The sequence below is a fragment of the Streptomyces sp. NPDC056061 genome (assembly GCF_042266885.1).
Taxonomy (GTDB): domain Bacteria; phylum Actinomycetota; class Actinomycetes; order Streptomycetales; family Streptomycetaceae; genus Streptomyces.
The window spans coordinates 30,876-52,308 of the sequence record NZ_JBHJWQ010000012.1 but is presented as its reverse complement, the minus strand read 5'-3'; the positions used below and the strand labels follow the sequence as shown (position 1 = coordinate 52,308).

Annotated in this window: 17 protein-coding genes and 1 pseudogene; 7 read left to right on the top strand and 11 right to left on the bottom strand. The window is 70.3% G+C overall.

Annotated elements, in window-relative coordinates; translation table 11 throughout:
• Positions 1 to 37: 37 nt before the first annotated feature.
• From ACFC79_RS18735 to ACFC79_RS18690, 10 genes are all read right to left on the bottom strand, one after another.
• A complete protein-coding gene (locus tag ACFC79_RS18735; protein ID WP_376241415.1) occupies positions 38 to 1,075 on the bottom strand; it encodes an ABC transporter substrate-binding protein in 1,038 nt (345 codons plus the stop codon).
• A gap of 8 nt (positions 1,076 to 1,083) precedes the next feature.
• Entirely contained in the window at positions 1,084 to 5,490 is a 4,407-nt protein-coding gene (locus ACFC79_RS18730; RefSeq protein ID WP_376241413.1) for an amino acid adenylation domain-containing protein, read from the bottom strand.
• The gene (locus ACFC79_RS18725; RefSeq protein ID WP_376241411.1) at positions 5,477 to 5,734 is read right to left on the bottom strand and encodes a phosphopantetheine-binding protein; all 258 of its coding nucleotides are present in this window, start codon (positions 5,732 to 5,734) and stop codon (positions 5,477 to 5,479) included. The genes ACFC79_RS18730 and ACFC79_RS18725 overlap by 14 nt, the downstream gene beginning before the upstream one ends.
• A 34-nt stretch (positions 5,735 to 5,768) precedes the next feature.
• Positions 5,769 to 7,358 carry a long-chain-fatty-acid--CoA ligase gene (locus tag ACFC79_RS18720; RefSeq protein WP_376241409.1) on the bottom strand — a complete coding sequence of 530 codons (1,590 nt, stop codon included), beginning with the start codon at positions 7,356 to 7,358 and terminating at the stop codon, positions 5,769 to 5,771.
• A gap of 45 nt (positions 7,359 to 7,403) precedes the next feature.
• Positions 7,404 to 7,952 carry an FcoT family thioesterase gene (locus tag ACFC79_RS18715; protein ID WP_376241407.1) on the bottom strand — a complete coding sequence of 183 codons (549 nt, stop codon included), beginning with the start codon at positions 7,950 to 7,952 and terminating at the stop codon, positions 7,404 to 7,406.
• On the bottom strand, positions 7,949 to 8,839 hold the full coding sequence (locus tag ACFC79_RS18710) for a TauD/TfdA dioxygenase family protein (RefSeq protein WP_376241405.1): 891 nt from the start codon (positions 8,837 to 8,839) through the stop codon (positions 7,949 to 7,951). The genes ACFC79_RS18715 and ACFC79_RS18710 overlap by 4 nt, the downstream gene beginning before the upstream one ends.
• A 48-nt stretch (positions 8,840 to 8,887) precedes the next feature.
• A complete protein-coding gene (locus ACFC79_RS18705; RefSeq protein ID WP_376241403.1) occupies positions 8,888 to 9,124 on the bottom strand; it encodes an acyl carrier protein in 237 nt (78 codons plus the stop codon).
• Positions 9,121 to 10,182: a beta-ketoacyl-ACP synthase III gene (locus tag ACFC79_RS18700; RefSeq protein WP_376241401.1), complete on the bottom strand. Its 1,062-nt coding sequence runs from the start codon at positions 10,180 to 10,182 to the stop codon at positions 9,121 to 9,123. The genes ACFC79_RS18705 and ACFC79_RS18700 overlap by 4 nt, the downstream gene beginning before the upstream one ends.
• A gap of 60 nt (positions 10,183 to 10,242) precedes the next feature.
• The gene (locus ACFC79_RS18695; protein ID WP_376241399.1) at positions 10,243 to 11,646 is read right to left on the bottom strand and encodes an MFS transporter; all 1,404 of its coding nucleotides are present in this window, start codon (positions 11,644 to 11,646) and stop codon (positions 10,243 to 10,245) included.
• 291 nt (positions 11,647 to 11,937) lie between these two features.
• Positions 11,938 to 12,687: an aspartyl/asparaginyl beta-hydroxylase domain-containing protein gene (locus ACFC79_RS18690; protein WP_376241397.1), complete on the bottom strand. Its 750-nt coding sequence runs from the start codon at positions 12,685 to 12,687 to the stop codon at positions 11,938 to 11,940.
• 509 nt (positions 12,688 to 13,196) lie between these two features.
• Here ACFC79_RS18690 and ACFC79_RS18685 point away from each other — a divergent pair.
• Entirely contained in the window at positions 13,197 to 14,345 is a 1,149-nt protein-coding gene (locus ACFC79_RS18685; protein ID WP_376241395.1) for a PP2C family protein-serine/threonine phosphatase, read from the top strand.
• Positions 14,346 to 14,596: 251 nt separating this feature from the next.
• The gene (locus ACFC79_RS18680; protein ID WP_376241686.1) at positions 14,597 to 14,734 is read left to right on the top strand and encodes a hypothetical protein; all 138 of its coding nucleotides are present in this window, start codon (positions 14,597 to 14,599) and stop codon (positions 14,732 to 14,734) included.
• Positions 14,735 to 14,788: 54 nt separating this feature from the next.
• Here ACFC79_RS18680 and ACFC79_RS18675 read toward each other — a convergent pair.
• Positions 14,789 to 15,032, bottom strand: a pseudogene (locus ACFC79_RS18675) (transposase); the annotation flags it as partial.
• 182 nt (positions 15,033 to 15,214) lie between these two features.
• Between ACFC79_RS18675 and ACFC79_RS18670 the strand changes: the two are divergent.
• Genes ACFC79_RS18670 through ACFC79_RS18650 form a run of 5 tightly spaced genes read left to right on the top strand, consistent with a single transcriptional unit; the run spans position 15,215 to position 21,420 of the window.
• Positions 15,215 to 16,414, top strand: coding sequence for an aminotransferase class V-fold PLP-dependent enzyme (locus ACFC79_RS18670; RefSeq protein WP_376241393.1), 1,200 nt, complete (start codon positions 15,215 to 15,217; stop codon positions 16,412 to 16,414).
• Positions 16,399 to 17,730: an ABC transporter substrate-binding protein gene (locus ACFC79_RS18665; protein ID WP_376241391.1), complete on the top strand. Its 1,332-nt coding sequence runs from the start codon at positions 16,399 to 16,401 to the stop codon at positions 17,728 to 17,730. Before ACFC79_RS18670 ends, ACFC79_RS18665 begins: the two co-directional genes overlap by 16 nt.
• A gap of 5 nt (positions 17,731 to 17,735) precedes the next feature.
• Positions 17,736 to 18,686 carry a carbohydrate ABC transporter permease gene (locus ACFC79_RS18660; RefSeq protein ID WP_376241389.1) on the top strand — a complete coding sequence of 317 codons (951 nt, stop codon included), beginning with the start codon at positions 17,736 to 17,738 and terminating at the stop codon, positions 18,684 to 18,686.
• Positions 18,683 to 19,498 carry a carbohydrate ABC transporter permease gene (locus ACFC79_RS18655; RefSeq protein WP_376241387.1) on the top strand — a complete coding sequence of 272 codons (816 nt, stop codon included), beginning with the start codon at positions 18,683 to 18,685 and terminating at the stop codon, positions 19,496 to 19,498. Before ACFC79_RS18660 ends, ACFC79_RS18655 begins: the two co-directional genes overlap by 4 nt.
• A gap of 5 nt (positions 19,499 to 19,503) precedes the next feature.
• Positions 19,504 to 21,420, top strand: a complete 1,917-nt coding sequence (locus tag ACFC79_RS18650) for a glycoside hydrolase family 36 protein (protein ID WP_376241385.1) — start codon at positions 19,504 to 19,506, stop codon at positions 21,418 to 21,420.
• Positions 21,421 to 21,433: the final 13 nt, after the last annotated feature.

Genomic DNA, 21,433 nt, shown 5'->3' with positions numbered 1-21,433 from the left:
AGCAGGACGGCGATGCCGAGGGAGAGGCGCAGGCCGGTCAGAGCGCGTCGGGGTGGAGCGTCTTGGCGATTTTCTCCACGGCCACGTCGTTGCTGGGGCCGAGGTAGATCGAGTCGGACAGCACCACGTACGCGTCGTTCTTCGCCGCCGACCACTGGGGGAACTCCTTAAGCAGCTTCTTGGCGTAGGCCGTGGGGTCGGGGTCGTTGTAGCCGATGACGACGAGGGCGTCCACGTCGGTGGCGGCGACCTTCTCCTTGCTCAGGTCCGCGAAGGAGGTCTTGGAGGCCGACTCGAAGGCGTTGGTGCCGCCGGCCTTGGCGAGGATGTCGTTGTAGATCCCCTTGGCGACGACGGAGCTGAAGTCGTTGCCGCCCATCGCCATGTTGGAGAAGAGGACCATGACCTTGGGCTTCTTCTTGCCCTTGACCTTCTCCGCGATGTCCGCGATGCGCTTGTCCGACTCGGCGATCAGTTTCTCGGCGCGGTCGCTGACGCCGAAGACCTTGCCCATGTCGCGGAGCAGGGTCCGGCTGTCCGCGATCGTCATTCTGGACGTGTCCTGGTCACAGCCCTGCGGTGAGATGTAGGTGTTGGCGCCCACGCCCTTGAGCTGCTCGCGGGTAGCGAAGCCGTTCTTGGCGTCGAATCCGTACGCGGTGGTGGACAGGACCAGGTCGGGGCGCTGGCCGAGCATCGCCTCGCGAGGGATGTCGAAGGCGTCGTTGAGCTTGATGTCCCCCTTGGGCAGAGCCTTGATCGCGTCGGCGCGGCCGGGTACTTCGGACATGCCGTAGCTCTGCTGGTTGACGACGATGCGGTCCTCAAGTCCCAGCGCCAGCAGCGTGGAGACCTCGGCGACGGAGGCGCCGTTCATGATGACCACTCTGCTGGGGGCCTTCGTGAAGGTCTGCTTCACCCCGCAGTTCTCCAGCGTCACCGGGGAGTCGGAGGCCGAGGATGCGGCGGGCTGCCCGGCTTCCGTCTTCTTCTCGGCCGAGGACTCCGCGCATCCGGCGGTCGCGAGTCCGACTACGGCTGTCAGTCCGATGGCGACGAGCCGGTTGGTGGACATGTGTGCTCCTAGCATGAGGCCGGCTGTTGACCGGGGTTCGTTTCAAGAGTCGTACGGTGCCCGGGACGAGTTCCCGGGTGCTGCGCCGAATCTGCGGACGCCCCAGCAGAAGCCGGCGGAGGGGGCAGTGCACCGATGGCCACGCAGTGGTCCAGCTGCCGGAAGAAGGCGGCTCGGTCGACGACCGGGTGCTCGGGAGGCAGGGGACCGTCGGCCGATGCCAGGCTCTCCCGTACGTTGTCCGCCCGTACGGCCGCGAGCCCGAGGTCCTCGTCCGGCCGGTCCGGCCCCGAAGGCAGGGACTCGAAGAAGGCGAGGACCGCGGCGGCGTCCGCCGAGTCCCGGGACATCCGCTCCCGCCAGGTGCCCAGGGGAAGAACCTCGACCGGGTAGCCGTACTCCCGCAGCCAGCGGTGCAGGTCTTCCTGGCGCACGGACACCCCGGCGTGGTGGTGGACCACGGCGCTCCGGCGGTGTGTACCGGGACCGACCGCCACGATCTCGGCCGCGGCACGGTCGACCGGGGTCCAGGACTCCTCCGTGAAGAGGTCGGGCACGATCCCTGCCGGCACACCGGCCCGCAGGACGGTCCACAGGAAGTCCTGACTGTTCACCGCCCCTGTGGCGACCGGGCCGACCACGCGTCCCAGCCGGTGCACCGTGACAGGGAGCCCGCGTTCGAAGGCTTGCTCCAAGAGTCGCTCGGAGGCCCACTTCGACTGCTGGTAGCCGTAGCGCAGTCCCTCGTGGGCTTCGAGGAACTCCTCCGGGAACTCGTCGCGCAGAGCGCGCGGCGGGCCGACCGAGAGCGTGGAGACGTAGTGCACCGGGATGCCACGCGGGGCGGCCAGGCGCAGCAGGCAACGGGTGGATTCGGTGTTGGCCGGGCGGAGGGTGGTGTAGTCGCGGACCATGCTGACCGCCGCTCCGTTGTGGACGATCGCGTCGCAGGTGGACGTGAGCTCGGTCAACTCCTCCTGACGCAGGCCGAGTTCCGGCAGGGCCAGGTCCGCCGCGAGGGCGGTGACACGCTGACGCTCGGCCTGTGACAGCGTCACTCCTGCGGCTTTCAGGGCAGAGTGCACGCGCGCCAGAGCATCCTCGGCGCTCCTGTCCCTGACGGCGCAGACGACCTCTGCGTTCGTCGAGCGGAGGAGCTCCACGAGGAGGTGCGCGCCCACGAATCCCGTTGCTCCGGTGAGAAGAACCCGTCGGGGAGGCCACGGGGCGCTTCCGTCTCCCGGGCGGATCTCCGGATCGAGGACGGTGTCGGCTGCCAGGGAGGGTGGCAGCACGGAACGGACGGAGCTCGGCGTGAGAGCGCCGGAGCCGAGGAAACCGGCGAGCTCGGCGGGGGTGGCGTACTGGAAGATCCAGGCGACCTTCACCTCCCTGTCCAGCTCCGCAGCCAGGCGGTTGGCGGCTTGAATGGCCTGCAGGGACTGGGCTCCCCGTTCGAACACATCGTCGTGCGCGGTAAGGCCCTCCGCCGCGAGCACCTGGCGCCAGACGCCGATGACGGTGGCCTCCAGTGTGGCGTCGCCCCCGGTGTCCCCGGGGACGGCCGTGCGCGAGGGCAGGGAGGCGAGGAGAGCGGCACGGTCCGTCTTGCCCGAAGCGGTGCGCGGCAGGCGGGGCAGGAATGTGATGGACGTGGGGATCATCGGCCCGGGCAGCCGGGCCCGGAGGTGGTCGCGGATCCCTGCCGTGCCGGGCCGCGGTCCGGCGGGTACGAGATGGGCGGTGAGCCTGCGCGTCCCGTCGGACAGCACCTGGCCGACCACGGCGGCGTCGCTGATGCCGGGGTGGGAGAGCAGGGCGCTCTCCACTTCGGCCGGCTGGACGCGGTGACCGCTGATCTTGAACTCGTCGTCCACGCGGCCGAGATAGCGCAGGAGTCCGTCCTCGCCCACCTCCACGAGGTCGCCGGTGCGGTAGGCGGGCGGGGAGTCGGGCAGGCGCTCCAGCGGCGCAAAGCGCTCCGCGGTCTCCTCCGGTCGGCCGCGGTAGACGTTGCCGAGGGCCGGGCCCAGCAGATAGAGCTCACCGTCCACGACAGCCGCCCGGCCGCCCGGCAGGGGACGGCCCACCGGCGTGTCGTCGGCGGCGAGAGCCGGGTCGTGCAGGTCGGCGACGGTGGCGACGACGGTCGCCTCGGTCGGACCATAGGTGTTCAGGAGCCGGACGGTGGAGCCGACCGCCTTGCGCCAGCGTGCGGCCCGTTCGGGCAGCGCCGCCTCACCGCCGATGACGACGGTGTGCACGGTGTCCGGCAGGGAGCCCGCTCCGGTGGACACGGCGTAGGCGAGCTCGTGCCAGTAGGCGGTCGGCAGGTCGAGAACGCTGATGTCCAGGCGCTCGCACTCCGTCAGGAAGTGCGAAACCGAGTCCGTCATGTCCTGCGGCCCGATCACCAGCGTGGCGCCGGAGCACAGGGTCAGGAAGATCTCCTCGATACTGGTGTCGAAGTGCAGCGGGGCGAACTGCAGGACGCGGTCGGCCCGGTTCAGCCCGTAGCGGAGACCGGCGCCCGCGACGAAATGGGCCAGTGCCCCGTGCCCCACCTCGACGCCTTTGGGCTGCCCGGTGGAACCGGACGTGTGCATCACGTAGGCCGGTTCCTCGGCTCCGGGGGCGGACGGTGCCGGGCCCGCCGACGGAGTCTTCCGCGCCATGTCGAGCAGCAGAACCTCGTGGTCCGGGAAGAGGTGGGTGTACGACGGTGTGGTGACGACGAGGTCCGGTCCTGCGGAGGTGAGCAGGGTGGCGGTCCGGTCCGCCGGGGCGGTCGGGTCGAGGGGGCAGTAGACGGCGCCCGCGGCCATGACGCCCAGCAGGACGGTCACCGCCGCTGTGCCGCGCGGCAGCGCGACGGCGACCAGGTCGCCGCGCCGCACCCCGTGGTCGGCAAGGAGCCGGGCGGTCCGGCGTACCTCGCCGAAGAGTGCGGCGTACCCGATGCTCCGGTCGCCCTCCTCCACGGCCACCGCGCTGCCGCGGCGCGCCGCGTGGTCGGCGATCAGGGAGAGCACGGGGCGCGGTGGAGCGGGAAGGGGATCTCCGTCCAGCACGCGGACCCCGGTGGAACGCGCCGCCGAAGCGGAGGGAAGGGTGCCGATCGGGCGGTCGGGCTCTGCCACGGCTTCCGTCATCAGGTCGAACAGGGCCCGCCGGTGTCCGGCGACCTCCGCTGCGGTGTAGAGCTCGGGGTTCCCGTCCACGGCGAAGTGCAGGGACGCGCCCTCGGAGCGGTCGTACACGTTGAAGGCGAGGTCGTCCACGGGGCCGGCCGAGACGTTCTGCACCGAGCTGCGGTATCCGGCGAACCGGAGATCGTAGGCGAACGGCATGATGTTCACCCCCGGGCCGGACAGCCGTCGGCCTCCGCCAACCAGCCGCAGGTCGCGCCGGATCTGCTCGTATCGGTAACGCTGGTGGGGCAGGGCGGAGCGCACCTCGCGGGACACCGCGCCGACCAGCGTGCGCAGGCTGTCCTCCGCGCCGACGGTCAGCCGCAGCGGCAGTATGTTGCGGACCATGGCGGGTACGCGCAGGGACACGGAGCCGAAGCGTCCCATCGCCGGGATGCTCAGCACGATCTCCGGTGAGCCGGTGGCGCGGTGGAGATGGGCGGCGGTGACGGCGAGCAGGACTTCCGACCAGGACGCCGACAGGGCACGTGCCGTGGCCCGGAGTGACGCGGTGGTCCCGGCGTCCAGGGTTGCGGCGTCCCGGTGGAAGGAGGCCGCGGGCAGGGCCGACCGGCCCGCCGGTGTGGCCACCGCGGGCCGGTCGGCGTACCGGCGGGTCCAGTGGTCCCGGTCGCGGGCGAAGTGCTCCGATGCCCGGTAGGCGGCCTCCTCCTCGCGTACCGACGCGAGGGTGCCGAAGCGGCTCGGGCCGACGGCCGTGCCTGCGGCGAGGGCGGTGTAGACGTCGGCCACGCGCCGTGCGACCAGGGAGAGGCCGAAGCCGTCCAGGGCGATGTGGTGGACGCGGTGGTACCAGAGAAAGCGGTCGGCGGCGAGGCGGAACAGGGCATGCCCGAACAGCGGGCCACGGGCCAGGTCGACGGGGCACGCGATGTCCGCGTCGATCCAGCGGAACACCTCGGCCTCCGGGTCGGGTGCCCCGGACACGTCAGCGGTGTGAAGGCTCCATTCGGGTGCCGGAGCGTCCACCTGCCGGGGGCGCCCCTCGTCGTCGGTCGAGAAGACGCAGTGCAGGGCCTCGGTCTCGTCGACCGCCCGGCGCAGCGCGGCCTCGAACAGCTCCTCGCGCACCGGGCCCTCGATCACCACGTACTCGGCCGTGTTGTAGGCGGGGCTGCCGGTGTCGAGCTGGTGGCCGGTCCAGATGCCCTCCTGCGCTCCGAGCAACGGATGGTGGAGGCGGTCGCTGTCAGGCGTCGTCATGCCGTCCTTCTTCCTGTCGTTCCTTCAGAAGCCGCCACCAGTGCCTGAAGGAGGTCTGTTCGGCCAGATCGATGAAGGAGACATCGATGCCGTACGCCTGCCAGCGTTCGACCAGGGTGATGACCCGGAGGGAGTCGAGCCCGGTACCGGCGGGGTGCTCGTCGAGGTCGACCTCCTCGGGCTGCTGGTAGAGGAGTTCCGCGAGGTCCGCGCGGAACTGTTGGAGGGTGAGGGCAGCGGGCATAGTGGTCCTCTCTTCGCGCTGCTTGCGGCGGGGGTCAGTTGACCTTGCGGCCCGGTCCGCCCCAGAACCGGTCCCGCAGCGCGCGGCGCAGGATCTTCCCGCTGGGGTTGCGCGGAACGTGGTCGATGAACTCGTACTTCGCGGGCAGCTTGAACGCGGCCAGCCGGGGGGTGAGAAAGGTGTGCAGGTCGCGCGGGCGGGGGGCCGGGCCGCCTTCGGCGGCGACGACGAAGGCGTGGACGTACTCGCCCCAGCGGTCGTCCGGAGCGCCGACGACCACTGCTTCGGCCACGCCGGGGTGGTGCTCCAGCACGTTCTCGATCTCCGCCGGGTAGACGTTCTCCCCTGCCACGAGGATCGCGTCCTTGATGCGGTCGCGTATGAACACGTAGCCGTCCTCGTCGACGAAGCCGGCGTCCCCGGTGCGGATCCAGCCGTCGACGAGCGTCTCAGCCGTCTTGTCCGGGAGCCCCCAGTACTCCACCATGTGCGCCGGTGTGGCCAGGCAGACTTCGCCCACGGCACCGGGCGGCAGCGGGGTGCCCCGGTCATCGATCACCTGCACGCGTACGCCGGGGTAGGGGCGGCCCGCCGCCTGCATGAGGGGCGCTCCCGGCTCGTGGACGGCCGGCGGAAGGCACACCGCGGTGTTTCCCGTCTCCGTGAGCCCGTAGATCTGGGCGAACTCGCAGCGGAACACCGCCAGACTCTGTTCCAGCAGCGTCTCGGAGATCGGTGAGCCGCCGTAGACGATCTTGCGCAGTGTCGCGAAGTCGGCCGGCGTGACGCCCGGCCGGGTCAGCATCATCCGCAGCATGGCCGGGACCACGCAGGCGGTGGTGATACCGAGCCGGTGGATCAGGTCGACGGCCTGGGCCGCGTCGAAGGCCCGCATCGCCACGACCGTCGTGCCGGCGTTGAAGTTCTGCGCGGCCCACCACATGCCACCGATGTGGAAGCCGGGGATTCCGACGAGCGCGATGTCACCGGCCCGCCAGTCGATCCAGTCGACCCCTGCCTCGGCCATGGCATCCGCGATGGCGAAGAAGCTGCGGTGTGCCAGCACGACGCCCTTCGGCAGTCCGGTGGTTCCGCTGGTGTAGAGCTGGGCCACCGGGGTGTCGCGCGTCGCGGCGTACGTCGCGTCGGCCCCGGAGTGCGGCGCTTTCCATTCGTCGTAGCCACCGGCCGCGTCGAGAGCGATGACATGCTCTGGCGGTGCGATCGGCATGCCGTCGACAATGGGCCGGAACTCCCCCTCGACGAGGAGGAGCCGGGTGCCCGAGTCCTGGAGTATGTGGCTGACCTCCGGCGAGGTCAGCCGCCAGTTCACCGGTACGAGGACGGTTCCGGTCTTGGCGCAGGCGAAGAGGATCTCGTAGTACCGCTCCGATTCCTTGCCCAGGTAGGCGACCCGGTCGCCGGCGGAGAGACCGGCGGCGCGAAGCGCCTGCGCGACGCGGCTGCTTTCCTGGTGCAGTGCCGCATAGGTGAGTGTGGTGTCCGAGCAGATGACCGCCGGCGTGTCCGGCTGCCGTTCGGCGTGGAACCGGGCGGTGTCGACGAGCGTTGCGAGCCGGCGGTGCGGCCGGGTGCCCGGCTGTGGGGCGTCGTGGAAGCCCATGGGAGGTATCCGTCCTGATCGTGCCCGTGACAGGGCGTGCCTGGGTCAGGCGATGTTGACGAAGGCGAGGGTGGCGTCACCGTCGCAGCGGCCGCCCTCGGTGTCCCAGTAGCGGTAGGCGGTGGTGGCCATGAGGAGCGGACTGCCGCCGGGGGACCGGAGATCGACGGACCGGAACTCCATCTCGCCCGCGAAGTCCCTTGGGTTCACCGGGCGTTGGAAGCGGGAGGCGAACCGCGCGATGAGGATGTCCGGTAGCTGATGGCGCCAGAAGTCCTCCAGCGTCCAGGACTCGAACCCGGTCAGCAGTTGTTCCTTCACCGACTTGGCAACGAGGTAATACATCATCTGGTTGTAGGCGATGTTCACCTCCACCGAGTTCAGGTGACCGGTGTCGTCGATGTAGCAGGACTCCGGGATCGCGAACGATGCCCGGACCCGCGACAACCCGTCGGCAAGCCCCGAGACCTCCGCGGTGAGAAGGTAGCGGCAGTGCTCCTTGTACGGTGCGAGCACCCGGGGGATCAGTTCCTGATCCATGGCGAAGACCTGCTCCGGACGGGCGTCGGCACTGTGTCCGACGGGCTGTGTCATGCCCTCTCCAGACCGTCGTGCAGCTTGCGCTCGTCGTGGACGGTGACGCGGTACGAGACCGTGGGCTCGGGCGTGGTGGTGTGCCGGGCACAGTGGATGAGGCTGCGGTTGTCCCAGACGAGCAGATCGCCCTTCTCGAAGGTCTGGAGATGGATGTTCTCGTGCTCGAAGGTCTTGTCGAGCTGGCCGGTCGCCTCGAAGAGCCTCTGGAGAAGGGCCTCGTCGAGGGGCTCTCCCCGTGCGTCCTCGATGCCGACGGTGAAGCCCTCACTGAGGTAGAGCACCGTCTCGCCGGTCATCGGGTGGGTGAAGACGGTCGGCTGGAGAACGGCGGGCGTCTTCTGCTCCACCTCGTCGATGATCTCCGACAGGGGCCGGTAGACGTCGTGGGGACGGACCTTGAAGTACTTGCGCACCGAGTGCCGGCACCGGGTTCCGGCGATCTCCTGCTTGAGCTCGTCGGGCAGCTTCTCGTACGCCGCTCCCATGTCGATGAAGTACGTGCCCCGGTTCTTCTCCGGTATGACCTGTGGGTGGATCAGGGTGATCCCGAACGGGTCGGGCATGAACTGGTAGTCGGCGTGCCAGAACTTGCCCGTCTTGGGTACGCCGATCTGCTTCCCGTTCTCCGGGACGTTCGACGACACGAACACCTCGGTCACCTCGGGGTGCTGGTACATCGGCTCGTAGTACGTCTCCGGGCGGCCCAGTCGGCTGCCCAGCTCCAGGAACGAACGGGGCGACAGCTCCTGGCCCTTCAGGACGGCGATCTTCCGGCGGTAGACGGTCTCCTTCAGCGCCTCGATGTCGTTCTCCGAAGCCGTGGTGTGGTCGAAGTCCTCGACGGATGCGCCGATGGCCCTGCCGGCGTTATCGGTGATGCGCATGGTGGTACTCCTTCTGTTCCGGTGGAAAGGTGAACGGCTGCCGTCGTGTCAGGCGGCCAGGCGGGTGTCGATCAGCTCGGCCGTCGCACCGAGGGTGAGGTCCGGAACCAGCTCGCTGTCCTCGACCGTGACGCCGAGGTGGCGTTCGATGTGGATGCTGATCTCGACCATGGTCAGCGAGTCGACGTCGAGGCCGGCGTAGGTCGCCTCGGGTCGGAACTGTTCGGGCGGGGCGTCGTGCAGTTTGCTGAGGATGGACACCAACTGTTCGTACGTGGCGTTCATGGGGTGGATTCCTCTCCGTGATGGGACGGTTCGGCGACCGGCGGAAGCGCGGGCCAGGTCAGGAGGCAGGAGCCCCAGGTGAGGCCGCCTCCGAAGGCGGTGAGCAGGACGCGGTCGCCCGGCCGCAGCGCCCGCTTCGCGTGGCTGTCGGCCAGGGCCAGGGGGATGGAGGCGGCGCCGGTGTTGCCCGCCGTCTCGACGTGGGTGGCGCAGCGGTCGGCGGGCAGCCCCAAGTCGTCGGCAACGGTGCGCAGGATGCGCAGGTTCGCCTGGTGGGGGACGAAGCGGTCGATGTCCGCGATGCCGAGGCCGGCCTGGTCGAGCACGGTGCGGGCCGAACCCACCATGCGGGTGACCGCGTGGCGGTACACCTCCTTGCCGCGCATGGCGAAGTGCCGTTCGGCGCGGGAGGTCTGGCGGGGATCGGCCGACTGCCGGGAGCCACCGGCCGCGACCGTGATCATGTCCTCGTGGGCACCGTCGCTGCCGAGGTCGAACGGACCGATCGCTCCCGCCTCCGAGGCGTGCCCCGCCCGCAGGACAACGGCTCCCGCACCGTCACCGAAGACGACGGCGTTCTGGCGGTCCTCCGGGTCCACGATGCGGGAGTAGACGTCCGCCCCGATCACCATGACGCTTGTCACGACACGCGAGGTGATCAGTCCCGCCCCTGCCGCCAGGGCGTAGACGAAGCCGGTGCACACGGCGCCCACGTCGAAGGCCGCCGCACCGGTCAGACCGAGCCGTGATGCCACCAGCGGCGCAGTGGCGGGGCAGGTCCGGTCGGGCGTGGTGGTGGCGACGATGACGGCGTCGGCCGTGTCCGCTCCCGAGTTGGCGAGCGCCCTGCGGCCCGCTTCGACGGCGAGGTCGGAGGTGGCCTCCTCCGGGGCGGCGAGATGCCTGCTGCGGATACCGGTGCGGGTACGTATCCAGATGTCGTCGGTGTCGAGCCGGTCCGCCAACTCGTCGTTGCCGACCTTGCGCAGGGGCAGCCGGCCGCCGACGCCGCTGAGGACGGCGGCGGGATTCGACCGGGCGGCGGATGTCGCGGACATGGTTCTCCTGGGGCAGTGGTGCCGATGGGGCCCGGGCGGGCCGGGTGAGGGGCGGAGCTCCTACGAGGTGTCTCCGCGGCGGATCAGCAGGGCGGCGACCGAGCCGAGCGCCAGCGCCCCGGAGGTGAGCAGCAGCGCCGTTCGGATGCCGTCGACGAGGACTGGGACGGGCGACTCCTGCCCGATACCGGAGGCCGCCGCGACGAGCAGCGCGAGACCGACGGCGCCTCCCACCTGAAGGGCCGTGGACACGATCCCGGAGGCGATGCCCTGGTCGCCCGATGACACACCCGAGGCGGCGGCGATCCACACGGCCGTCCATGCGGCGCCCTGCCCGATGCCCATCAGCACGATTCCCGGCAGCAGCGCCGGATAGGGGCCGTTCGTGGTCACACCCGGCACCAGGGCGAGGGCACCGGCAGCGCCGAGCCCCAGCCCGCCGACCAGCAGGCGTCGCATTCCGAACAGAGGCACGGCACGGGCCCCTGCCTGCGTGCCGACCGCGACGACGACCGCCGGCACGAGGAAACAGAGCCCGGTGACGAACGCGTCGTAGCCGCGCACCGCCTGAAAGTAGAGGGTCAGGAAGTACGGGAGCGAGCTGAACGTTGCGCTGAACAGAGCCGCCACACCCGTGGCCGCGACCAGCTCACGGTGGCGGAAGAGCCGAACGGGCATCAGGGGATCGCGCGCGTGCGCCTCGATGACGACGAAGAGGCCGAGACAGAGGAACCCCGCGGCGCCGGCCGCCAGGGCGGCGGGGCGCGTCCATCCCGCCGCGGGGGCGTACACCAGCAGGAAGACGAGCAGGGTGAGCCCCGCGGTGGCCGCGAGCGCTCCCGCGATGTCGAAGCGCCGCGCGCGGTCCCGGGGCGGGTCTGCGGCGAACAGCACGCGTCCGAGGACGGCGAGCGCCAGGGCCATCGGCACGTTGACGACGAACACCGACGGCCAGCCGAATCCCTGGACCAGCACACCACCGAGGAGGGAGCCGAAGCACAGTCCGCCCGCGCCGGCGGCACCCCAGATCGCGAGCGCCCGGTTGCGTACCGGCCCTTCGGCGTAGGTGGTGTTGATGAGTGACAGCGTGGCCGGGAACAACAGGGAGCCACCGACTCCCTGGGCGGCGCGTACCGCGAGCAGGAGCCAGGGAGACTGTGCGAGGCCGCCGACCAGCGACGAGAGTGCGTATGTCGCCGCGGCGAGGACGAACATCCTCCGACGCCCCAGGAGATCCGCCGCGCGTCCGCCGAGCAGCAGGAACCCTCCGGTGGCGACGACGTACGCGCTGACCACCCACTGGAGGTCGTGGTCGGAGAATCCCAGCCCTGTGCCGATGTCCGGCAGTGCCACGTAGACGATGCTGTAGTCGAGCGAGATGACGAGCTGGGCCGACGCGAGGACGACCACCGGAAGGCCGAGGCGTCGTCGTGCTGCTGAGCGCTCAGCAGTGGCAGCGGACATGATCACTCCCTCTCGGAATGAAGATCTCGATGGACTACGTGGTGAGTCGTGGACGGCCTGGAAGAGCTGCCTGCGGCCATGCCGAACCTCGCCTCGGTACAAGGGCGCAGAACAAAGAAGTCGTCGGAAAGCCGGTCGGTATTCCGGTGACGGCACGGCGAACGGTGGAGTGCTCCGGGTAGCTCGCCGAGGAACCATGCCGCAGAGGTGCGTGCGGCAGCCGGAGGAACCTTCAGCGGGGGCGGTGCGCGCCTGGAACCGGTCCGTCCGAGTGCGGTACGGCCCCCGGGATCACATCTCCTCCAACAGCTTTCGCACCTCCGTCACCAGGACGGTCAGCGCCTGCCGCTCGGGGATGGTTGTCTCCGGATGCCAGAGATCGACCAGAAGGCAGGTCCGTGGGCGGGTTCCCCGGTTCTCAGCGTGATGTTCGAAGGAGTAGTCGAAAAGCAGACAGCGTCCTTCCTCCCAGGAACGCGTCTCGCCGGCAACGGTGATGTCGCAGTCGTTCGGAATGTCGACAGCGAAATGAAGATTGATGCTGAAGTTCCACAGATCGCAGTGCGGAGCGATGCGTGAACCCGGCAGCAGTGTCGAGAAGTGGCTCTCCAGCAAGGGGCAGATGAGTTCATCGCCGACGGCGACATTCTTGACGATGTCGAACGCGGTGGGAACGACCGTGGCGGAATCCGTGATGAGCGCCCCGTCCCGATACAGGTGGAGAGACTGCCAATCGTCCTGGCGTGTCAAGTAGTGCTCGTAGTCGGAGAAGACCTCACGCTTCGTCTGCCAGGCCCTCTCCAGCTCTGCCCTGATCGCGCTGTGGGCCCCCTCCAGGGCGTCGACGAGCGACGCGACGGCCGGATCGCTCCTCGGATCGTGCCAAGGCTTCTGCGATATCCCCGGCAGGATCCACTTCGCGCCCGCCTGCAGTGGATGCCGTGGCAGCCTTCCAGGCGCCATCATCTCCTCCACCCGCGCAAGCGAGTCGGGGCCGAACTCGCCCCGTATCGCGGCGAACCGCTCATCGGTCGACTGCATCACGACTTCCTCCCAGCCCTGCTGACACGGAGACCGAGGGAAGGCCGGCCTTGCGCGTCTCGTCCACCCACCGCTCCCCGCGGCCGCGGCCCCGTACAGGTTGGTGGCCGCTTCGTATCAAGAGTCGAACCGCTCTCCGCCTGAGTTCCCGCCGTGGCCGAGAAAAACCGATCGGGCGTGCGAGGGGCATGGGCGGTCGGCGCTGTTCGACAGCCGTGAGCGGGTGCTGTTCGTGGCCTGCTCACCGGCCGTGCCCCGAGCGCTCGGCCTGCCGCAGTTCCTGGTCGCCCTGGGCGTCCGGCGCTGCGACGTCCGGGCGCCGACGGTGGCTGGGATGACGGCCGAGGGCGGGCTTGCGGTTTCCGATCCGGCCCTGCCATGAGGCGGGCTGCTTGGTGGGAGGTGACCTGCTGGGGGCATGTTTGCCCGCGTTCGCGCTGACGCTCGCTTGATGGCGGGTGGCGGTGCATACACCTGCGCGGCTGCCCGGTCGGGTGTATGCAGAAGGCATGGGATTGCTGCAGCGGTTCACGCACCGTAGTCGACCGCGGCAGGCCGGTGACGCCCTGCTGGTGCTCCCGCTCGGTCTGATCGTGGTCATCGTGATGGTGGACGTAGTGGCGCTCGGCCTGCCATTGGGGCCGTCGTTGCTGATCGTGGCGCCCGCACTCACCGCGTCCTTCGCCTCGACCCTCGTCACCGGGGCGATCGCCGCCATTGCGATGGTGGGCATGCTCGTCATCGGCCTGGACTCCCACCTGCTCGGCACGATGGACTTCGACTCGCAGTTCGTCGCCCTGCTGGTGGTGTCGGTGATCGTGACGGTCTTCTGTTGTCTGAGCGAGCGGCACGCCCGTGAGCTGGCGCTGGTGCGGATGGTTTCGGAGGCCACGCAGCGGGCGGTGCTACGGCCGTTGCCGCGGCGGATCGGTCCGCTGCGGGTGGCATCCATGTACCTGGCGGCACAGTCGCAGTCCGTGATCGGCGGCGACCTGTACGCGGCTATCCGCACCGCCACGGGCACCCGGCTGATCATCGGCGATGTGATGGGCAAGGGCCTGACCGCGATCAGCGACGCCGCCCTGCTGCTGGGCGCCTTCCGGGGGTCCGCGCACCGCCAGGCCGGCCTGCCCGAGCTCGCGGCCTACCTGGACCACAGCGTGTGCTGGAACCTGGCCGAGCCCTCCGAGGCGGAGAAGGCCGGGGAGTGCTTCATCACCGCCGCACTTCTCGACATCCCCGACGCGCTGCCGCTCATCCACGTGGTCAACTGCGGGCACCCGCCCCCCTTGCTGCTGCGCGGTCGGCATGCCTCCGCGCTGCACGCCACGCGCCCCGCCCCGCCTCTGGGCCTTGGCGAACTGACCGCTGCCGCGTACCACGTCGACACCTTCACCTTCGAGCCCGAAGACCTGCTGCTGCTGCACACCGACGGAGTGGTCGAGGCCCGGGACCCCCTGGGAGTGTTCTACCCGCTGACCGAGCGCGCCGCCTCCTGGACCCCCCACAGCCCCTCCGCGCTGATCCACCACCTGCGCACCGACCTGCTCGCCCACGTCGGCGGCCACCTGACCGACGACGCCGCCGTGATCGCCGTCCAGCACACCCTCCGCCAGACACCCACCGCAGTGGATACCACCCACGACAACGCCTACTGACTGACTGACTGGGGCGGGCGGTCGGATCGGTGCCCATCAGTTGTTGATCGGTGCCCATCGGCTGTTGAACGGGTGACGCGCGTGGTCGCGGTGGATCCACGGGATCTCGGCGAGCTGCCCGTCGGGGAGCCGTACTCGGATCTGGCGGACGTCGTGGGGTCGGCGGGGATTTCCCACTTCCCGTCGCGGGCCGCCGCATCGGAGTCCTGGCCCCGGCAGGAGCCCAGCAGGTCGCAGTCGTAGGTGCGGTGATGGAGACGGATCCCGCGTTCGGTGATGGCCTGACACCGCACCGACAGCAGTTCCAGGTAGTTGCTGCCGGTCAGTGGGACGGGTACGTACCCAGCGACCGCCGGGGCAACTCCACCGAACTCTTCGGAGAGTTCTGATACTCGACTGCACCACCGACCCGCCCGGGCGGGGCTCAGGCCAAGCCTGCGGAGCAGCGTGCCGTTTCCGCCGGGCAGGAGGCCGACCTGGAGGCGAATCACCGTACCTTCGATGAGGGGGAGTTCACTGGTTTGGCCGATCCATGCCGAGCGGGCGGCGAGTCGTGGGTGTATGCGGTTCCACGCCATCACGCGGGCGGCGCCGTACCGGTTGGTGGCCTGCACGGTGGCCGCCCGGCTCGCCCCAGGCCTCCGGCCGGGCGAAGCGGAACTTCTTGCCGTCCTTCAGGGGCCCTCCCGCGCTGTGGGGGAGAGATTCACGGGACCGGGACGGGCTTGCACATGCAGCCCGTCCGCGCGAAGCCGGCCGGCTCGCCGGAAAGCAGTTGCGCTGAACCTCTTGCCGGGTCGGCCCGATCTCCCTAATGTGATCCTTCAAATTCCTGGAAGTGCACAAACAGGCTCCGTTAGGGCAGATTTTTGAACGATCAAATTCATGCGCCCGAAGCCGCCACCCCCGCGGCCTCCGGTCCGGATCCCGTCGGCGGTCCGAGGGCGGGCTACCTCGACTACGCCAGGGTCGGCCCGCTCTCCCGCCCGGCCGCCGCCGCGCTCGCCGCCACGACCGCGCTCGCCGCCCGCGTCGACCCCGCCGACCTCGACCGGCTGTTCGTCCTCAGCGACGCCTCGCGGGCCGCGGCGGCCCGGCTGCTGGACGCCCGCCCGCACGAAATCGCCCTCGCCCCGTCCACCAGCAACGGCCTGTTCACCGTGGCCGCCGCGCTCCACGGCCCCGGTACCGTCCTGGTGCCCCGCGGCGAGTTCCCCGCCAATCTCTACCCCTGGCTCCGCTTCGCCGACCGCGGCGGCCCCGCGGTCCGCCTCGTCGACCCGGCCGGGCAGCGGCACATCACCCCCGACCTCCTGCGCCGCCACCTCACTCCCGACGTCACCGCCCTCACCGTCAGCGCCGTCGACTCGCTCACCGGCCACCTGGCGCCGCTCGCCGCCCTCAAGGAGATCCTCGGGCCCGATCGGCTGCTGATCGTCGACGCCATCCAGGGCCTGGGCGCCGTCGCACTCGAAGCGGACGCCGCCGACATCCTCGTCAGCGGCGGCCAGAAGTGGCTACGTGCCGGCTGGGGAGCCGCACTGCTACTGATCCGCGACCGGTGCGCCGACCGCCTGACTCCCGGGCTCGGAGGATGGGCCGGCGTCGCGGAGCCCTTCGCGCCCCGGCACCCGGCTCCGCCGCTGCCCGGGGCCGCCGCCCACCTCGCCACGAACCCGGACTTCCCGGCCGCCGCGGCCATCGGCGCGGCCATCGACGACCTGTTCGACCAGGGCGGCCCCGCTGCTGTCGGCGCCCGTATCCGCGCCAACCTTGCCGACCTGCTCGACCGCGCACGACGGGTCGGCGCCGACATCCTGCTGGACGGACTCGGCCCCCACGAGCGCGCCGGCATCGGCACCTTCCGCCTGCCCGGCCACGACCCCGCCACCGTCCACCACACCCTCGAAGAGGCCGGCCTGATCACCACCCGTCGCGACGAGTGGATCCGGCTGTCTCCCCACGCCTCCACCCCGGGCGCCGCGGCGGACCTGCTCGCCGAGGCGCTGCACACCCTCACTCACCGCACGACCCACTATCCCCAGGAGCCGACATGCCCCATCAACTGAGCCGCCGCCAACTGCTCCAGCTCGCCACCGCCTCCGCCGCCGGGCTCGGCCTGTCCGCCTGCGGCGGCAGCGGATCGGGCGGCAACGCCGGCGCCGACGGCGACAGCGGCCGGATCACCGTCTGGAGCTGGACCACCGCGGCCGAAGCCCTGCGCGGCGTCGTTCCCTCCTTCGAGCGGGACAACCCCGGCATCAAGGTCGACATCCAGGACGTCGGCAACCCGGCCATCTGGGACAAGATCACCGTCGGCCTCGCCTCCAGCGGTAAGGGACTCGCCGATGTCCTGCACATCGGTGTCGACTACCTGCCCGGCTACCTGGAGAAGTTCCCCGACGGCCTCGCCGACCTGTCCAAGCTCGGCGCCGACCTGCACAAGGACGCCTTCGCCAAGGGCCTGTGGCCGACCGTCATAGGCAAGGACAAGGCCGCCCACGCCCTCCCGTGGGAGGTCAACCCGCTCGGGCTGTTCTACCGGCGGGACTACTTCGAGAAGGCCGGCGTCGACCCCGCCGCCATCAGCAGCTGGGACGACCTGATCGCCGCCGGACCGAAGATCCACGCCGCCACCGGCGCCCAACTGCTCGGGCTCGACAAGCCCGGCACCACCCCGGACATGGACTTCTTCCAGAACCTGATGCAGCTCCAGGGCGCCTTCTACTTCGACCGGGCAGGCAAGATCACGCTCGCCTCCCAGGAAGCCGTCCAGGCCCTCACCATCATCAAGCGGCTCGACGACGGCGGCCTGCTCGCCGACACCGCGGGCCAGGGCACCAGGAAACGCCTGCTCGGCCAGGGGAAGCTCGCCACCTCCCCGGACCCCGCCTGGGCCGTGGAGTACCTGGCCACCAAGTTCCCCGACCAGAAGGGGAAATGGCGCGTCATGCAGCCTCCCGCCGCCGTTCCCGGGGGCGGGCGCAGCGCCATCGTCAACTCCACCTACCTGGCCGTCGCGGCCTCCAGCAAGCGCCGCCGGGCCGCCTGGCGATTCATCGAGTACGCGCTCACCAAGCCCGCCGAGATCAACCGGATGTTCACCTCCGGCGGCGTCTTCCCCGCTCTCGGCGCGGCGTACGCCGACCCGAGGTTCAGCGCGCCCCACCCGTTCTACGGCGGCCAGAAGGTGCTGAAGACCTTCGTCGACACGCTCTCCTCCGGCTCCGAGGCCACCAACTTCACCGGCGACTACACCCGAGCACTCAAGCTCGCCAGCGACGCCCAGAGCCGGGTGCTGCTCAAGGACGCCGACCCGGCCGACGCCCTCAAGGAGGCCGCCGAACGGCTCGCCCAGCAGACCGGCCGGCAGCAGGCGGCCTGACCACCATGTCCCTCGCCCCGTCCGAACGCGTTCCCGCCACCCCGGCCCGCCGCGGCACCCCCGCGCGCACCGGCCGTGCCCGTCCGGGCCGACGCCGGCTGCTGACCCGCGGCTCCATCCCCTACCTGCTGATCATGCCCGCCGTCCTGGGGTTCGCGATCTTCAAGGCGTACCCCATAGCTTCCTCGCTCTGGATCAGCCTCACCACCGGCAGCGGGGACGACAGGACCTTCGCCGGACTCGCCAACTACCGGCGCCTGCTGGAAGATCCGCTGTTCTGGACCGCGCTGAAGAACACCGCGCTGATCCTGGTCGTCCAGGTGCCGCTGATGCTCGGCCTGGCCCTGCTCGTCGCCCTCGCCCTCAACTCCACCAAGGTCTGGCTGCGCCCGCTCTGGCGACTCGGCGTCTTCGTCCCCTCGCTGACCGGCCTGGTCGCCGCGGGCGTGATGTTCTCCGTGATCCTCAACCGCGACGCCGGGCTGCTGAACTGGGTCCTCTCCCTGTTCGGCGTCGACCGGGTGAACTGGCTCGGCAGCCCCTTCTGGGCCCGTGTGGGCGTCGTCCTCGTCATCACCTGGCACTACACCGGCTACAACGCGGTGATGTACCTCGCGGGCCTGCAGGGCATTCCCAAGGAGTTGTACGAGGCCGCGATGGTCGACGGCGCGGGACCGATCCGGCGCTTCTTCTCCATCACCCTTCCCCAGCTGCGGCCGATCCTGCTTCTCACCGTGGTGCTCTCCACCATCGGCACCCTGCAGCTCTTCGACGAGCCGTACGTCCTCACCGGCGGCGGCCCCGACAACGCCACCTTGACGGTCACCATGTACCTCTACAACAACGGCTTCAAGTTCTTCGACTTCGGTTACGCCTCTGCCATCGCCTACGCGCTCGCGCTGATCGTGTCCGTGCTCGGCATCGTGCAGGTCCGCCTGATGGGAGAGCGCCGGTGAAGCCCCGTGGCCCCCTGCTCACCCTGCTGCTCGCGGGCGCCTTCGCGCTCTGCGTCGGCCCGTTCTACTGGCTCGCCATCGCCGCGACCCAGGAGGACAAGGACGTGTTCTCCTGGCCGCCGAAACTGCTGCCCGGCGGCCACCTCATGGAGAACCTCCGCGGGCTGGAGGAGTCCATCGGACTCATCCGGGTCCTGCTCAACACCCTGCTGGTGGCAGGCGTCCAGACGATCGGTGCGGTCGCCGTCTCGGTGCTGGCCGGATACGCCTTCGCCAAGTTCGAGTTCCGCGGGCGCAATCTCTTCTTCGTCCTGCTGCTCAGCACCCTGGTCATCCCGGACACGGTCATGCTGATCCCGATCTTCCAGATGATGATGGAACTGGGCCTGATCGACTCCTACCAGTCCATCATCCTGCCCGGCCTGGTCACCCCGTTCGGCATCTTCCTGATGCGGCAGGCACTGCGCTCCATGCCCGACGAACTCCTCGACGCGGCCCGCGTCGACGGCGCCGGTGAACTACGGGTGCTGTGGCGGATCGTCATCCCGGTCAACCGGCCGATCATCGCGGCACTCGCGCTGTTCGTCTTCCTCGGCGGCTGGAACCAGTTCGTCTGGCCGCTGATCGCGCTGCGCAGCCCCGAGATGTACACGCTGCCCGTGGCCACCGCCACCCTGCAGGGGCTGTCGACCACCAACTACGCGCAGGTCCTGCTCGCCGCAGGCATCGCCGCCATCCCCGTGATGGCCCTCTTCCTCGTCCTGCAACGTCAATTCATCTCCGGCCTGCTGGCCGGGGCCACCAAGGAGTGACCACCGTGACCCCCGAACCGCGCCCCGCCGACGAGCTCACCGAGAGCCCGCAGGCGCTCACCGAGCCGGGTACCGCCTCGCAGGACGCCACCCCGCAGCAGCCCGTCCCGGCCTGGCGCCCGAACACGCCGACCGTGGCCACCCCCGACACCGTCGTCCACCGGCAGCTCGCCACCGGCCTGCTCCACTCCACCGACGACCCGCTCACCGTCCACCTCACCGGGCTCGGCTGCGACCGGCTGGGGACCACCGTCACCCCGGTCGGCGACAACGTGGTCCTGATCGAGGTCACGGCGTCGGCCGCGGCCACCGTCCGCGCCGAATGGAGGGTCCCCTGCGTCGCGGCCACCGCCTACTGGACCCCGGACACCAACGCCTCCCGCTGGCTGCCGCCGTCCTGGATCGCCCCCCGGACCGTCTCGCTCGCCCTGGGCGCCCCCCTCGCCAGTCTGATCGGCGCCGACGACCGCGCCCTGTGCACCGCAGCCGCCGACGAGACCTCCGCACCCGTACGCGTCGGCGCCGGCGTAGTGGAGGAGAGCGGCGAGTTCGCCTTTGCCGTCGAACAGGACCTCACTCCGGACGGGCCGCCACTGCGGCTGCGGATCGACCTCAGCGGCCGCCACTTCGCCGCCACCCTGCAGGCCGTCACCGCCTGGTGGGCCGAGGGCCTGCACCACCCCGGTATCGCCCCCGCCGCCCGGATGCCCGCCTACTCCACCTGGTACAGCCTCCACCAGAACGTCGACACCGCCGCCGTCGAACGCCAGGCCGCCCTCGCCGTGACCGTCGGCTGCGAGAGCATCATCGTCGACGACGGCTGGCAGACCACCGACCGCGCCCGCGGCTACGGCCACTGCGGCGACTGGGAGCCCAACCCGGTGGCCTTCCCCGACCCCGCGGCCCACGTCGCCGAGGTCCACCGGCTCGGCCTCGCCTACCTCCTGTGGTACGCACTGCCGTTCATCGGCCGGCACAACGACGCCTGGGACCGCTTCAAGGACCTGATCCTGCGGGAGGAGCCCCACCTGGAAGCGGCCGTGCTCGACCCCCGCCACCCCGAGGTCCGCGCCTACCTGGTCGAGAAGGCCTCCCGCGCCGTCGAGCAGTGGGACATGGACGGTCTGAAGCTCGACTTCATCGACCGCTTCGCCGTCACCGACCCCCCGCCCGCCCCGGCCGGCGCCGACCACACCGACGTCCACGAGGGCGTACTCCAACTGCTCGCCGATCTCGACGCCCGCCTGCGCCGCACCCGGCCGGACATAATCGTCGAGCACCGCCAGCCCTACGTCAGCCCCGGGCTGTGGCCGTACGCCACCATGATCCGCGCCACCGACTGCCCGCTCAGCCCCGCCGAGAACCGCCAGCGCACCGTCGACTGCCGGCTCACCGCGGGCCCGCTCGCCGTCCACGCCGACATGATCATGTGGAACTCCGCCGAGATGCCCGAGGCCATCGCGGTCCACCTCGTCAACGCCCTGTTCTCGGTGCCGCAGATCTCCGTCGACCTCGCCGCCCAGAGCCCCGACCAGCTCGCCACCCTGCGCTTCTGGCTCGGCGTCTTCCGCCAGTACGCCGACGTCCTCCAACTCGGTGTCCTGGAACCCACGCGACCGGACCTCGGCTACCCCCTGGTCCGCGCCCACGACCGCCACACCACCGTGGTCGCACGCTACGCGCCGCTGCCCGTCGCCCTCCCCGACCGGCACGCCGCGGACGGCCCGCAGACCCTGCTCGTCGCCAACGCGGACGGCGACCCTGCGGTGCTCCTGACCGCCACCCGGCCGGAACAGGCCCTCGCACGCGTCCAGGACTGCCGTGGTGAGATCCTGTCCGAGACCGTGCTCGACCTCGTCGCCGGAGTGAACCCGGTGACCGTGCCGACCGGTGGCCTGCTCACCCTGATCCGCGAGCACTGACAACCGCGGGCTG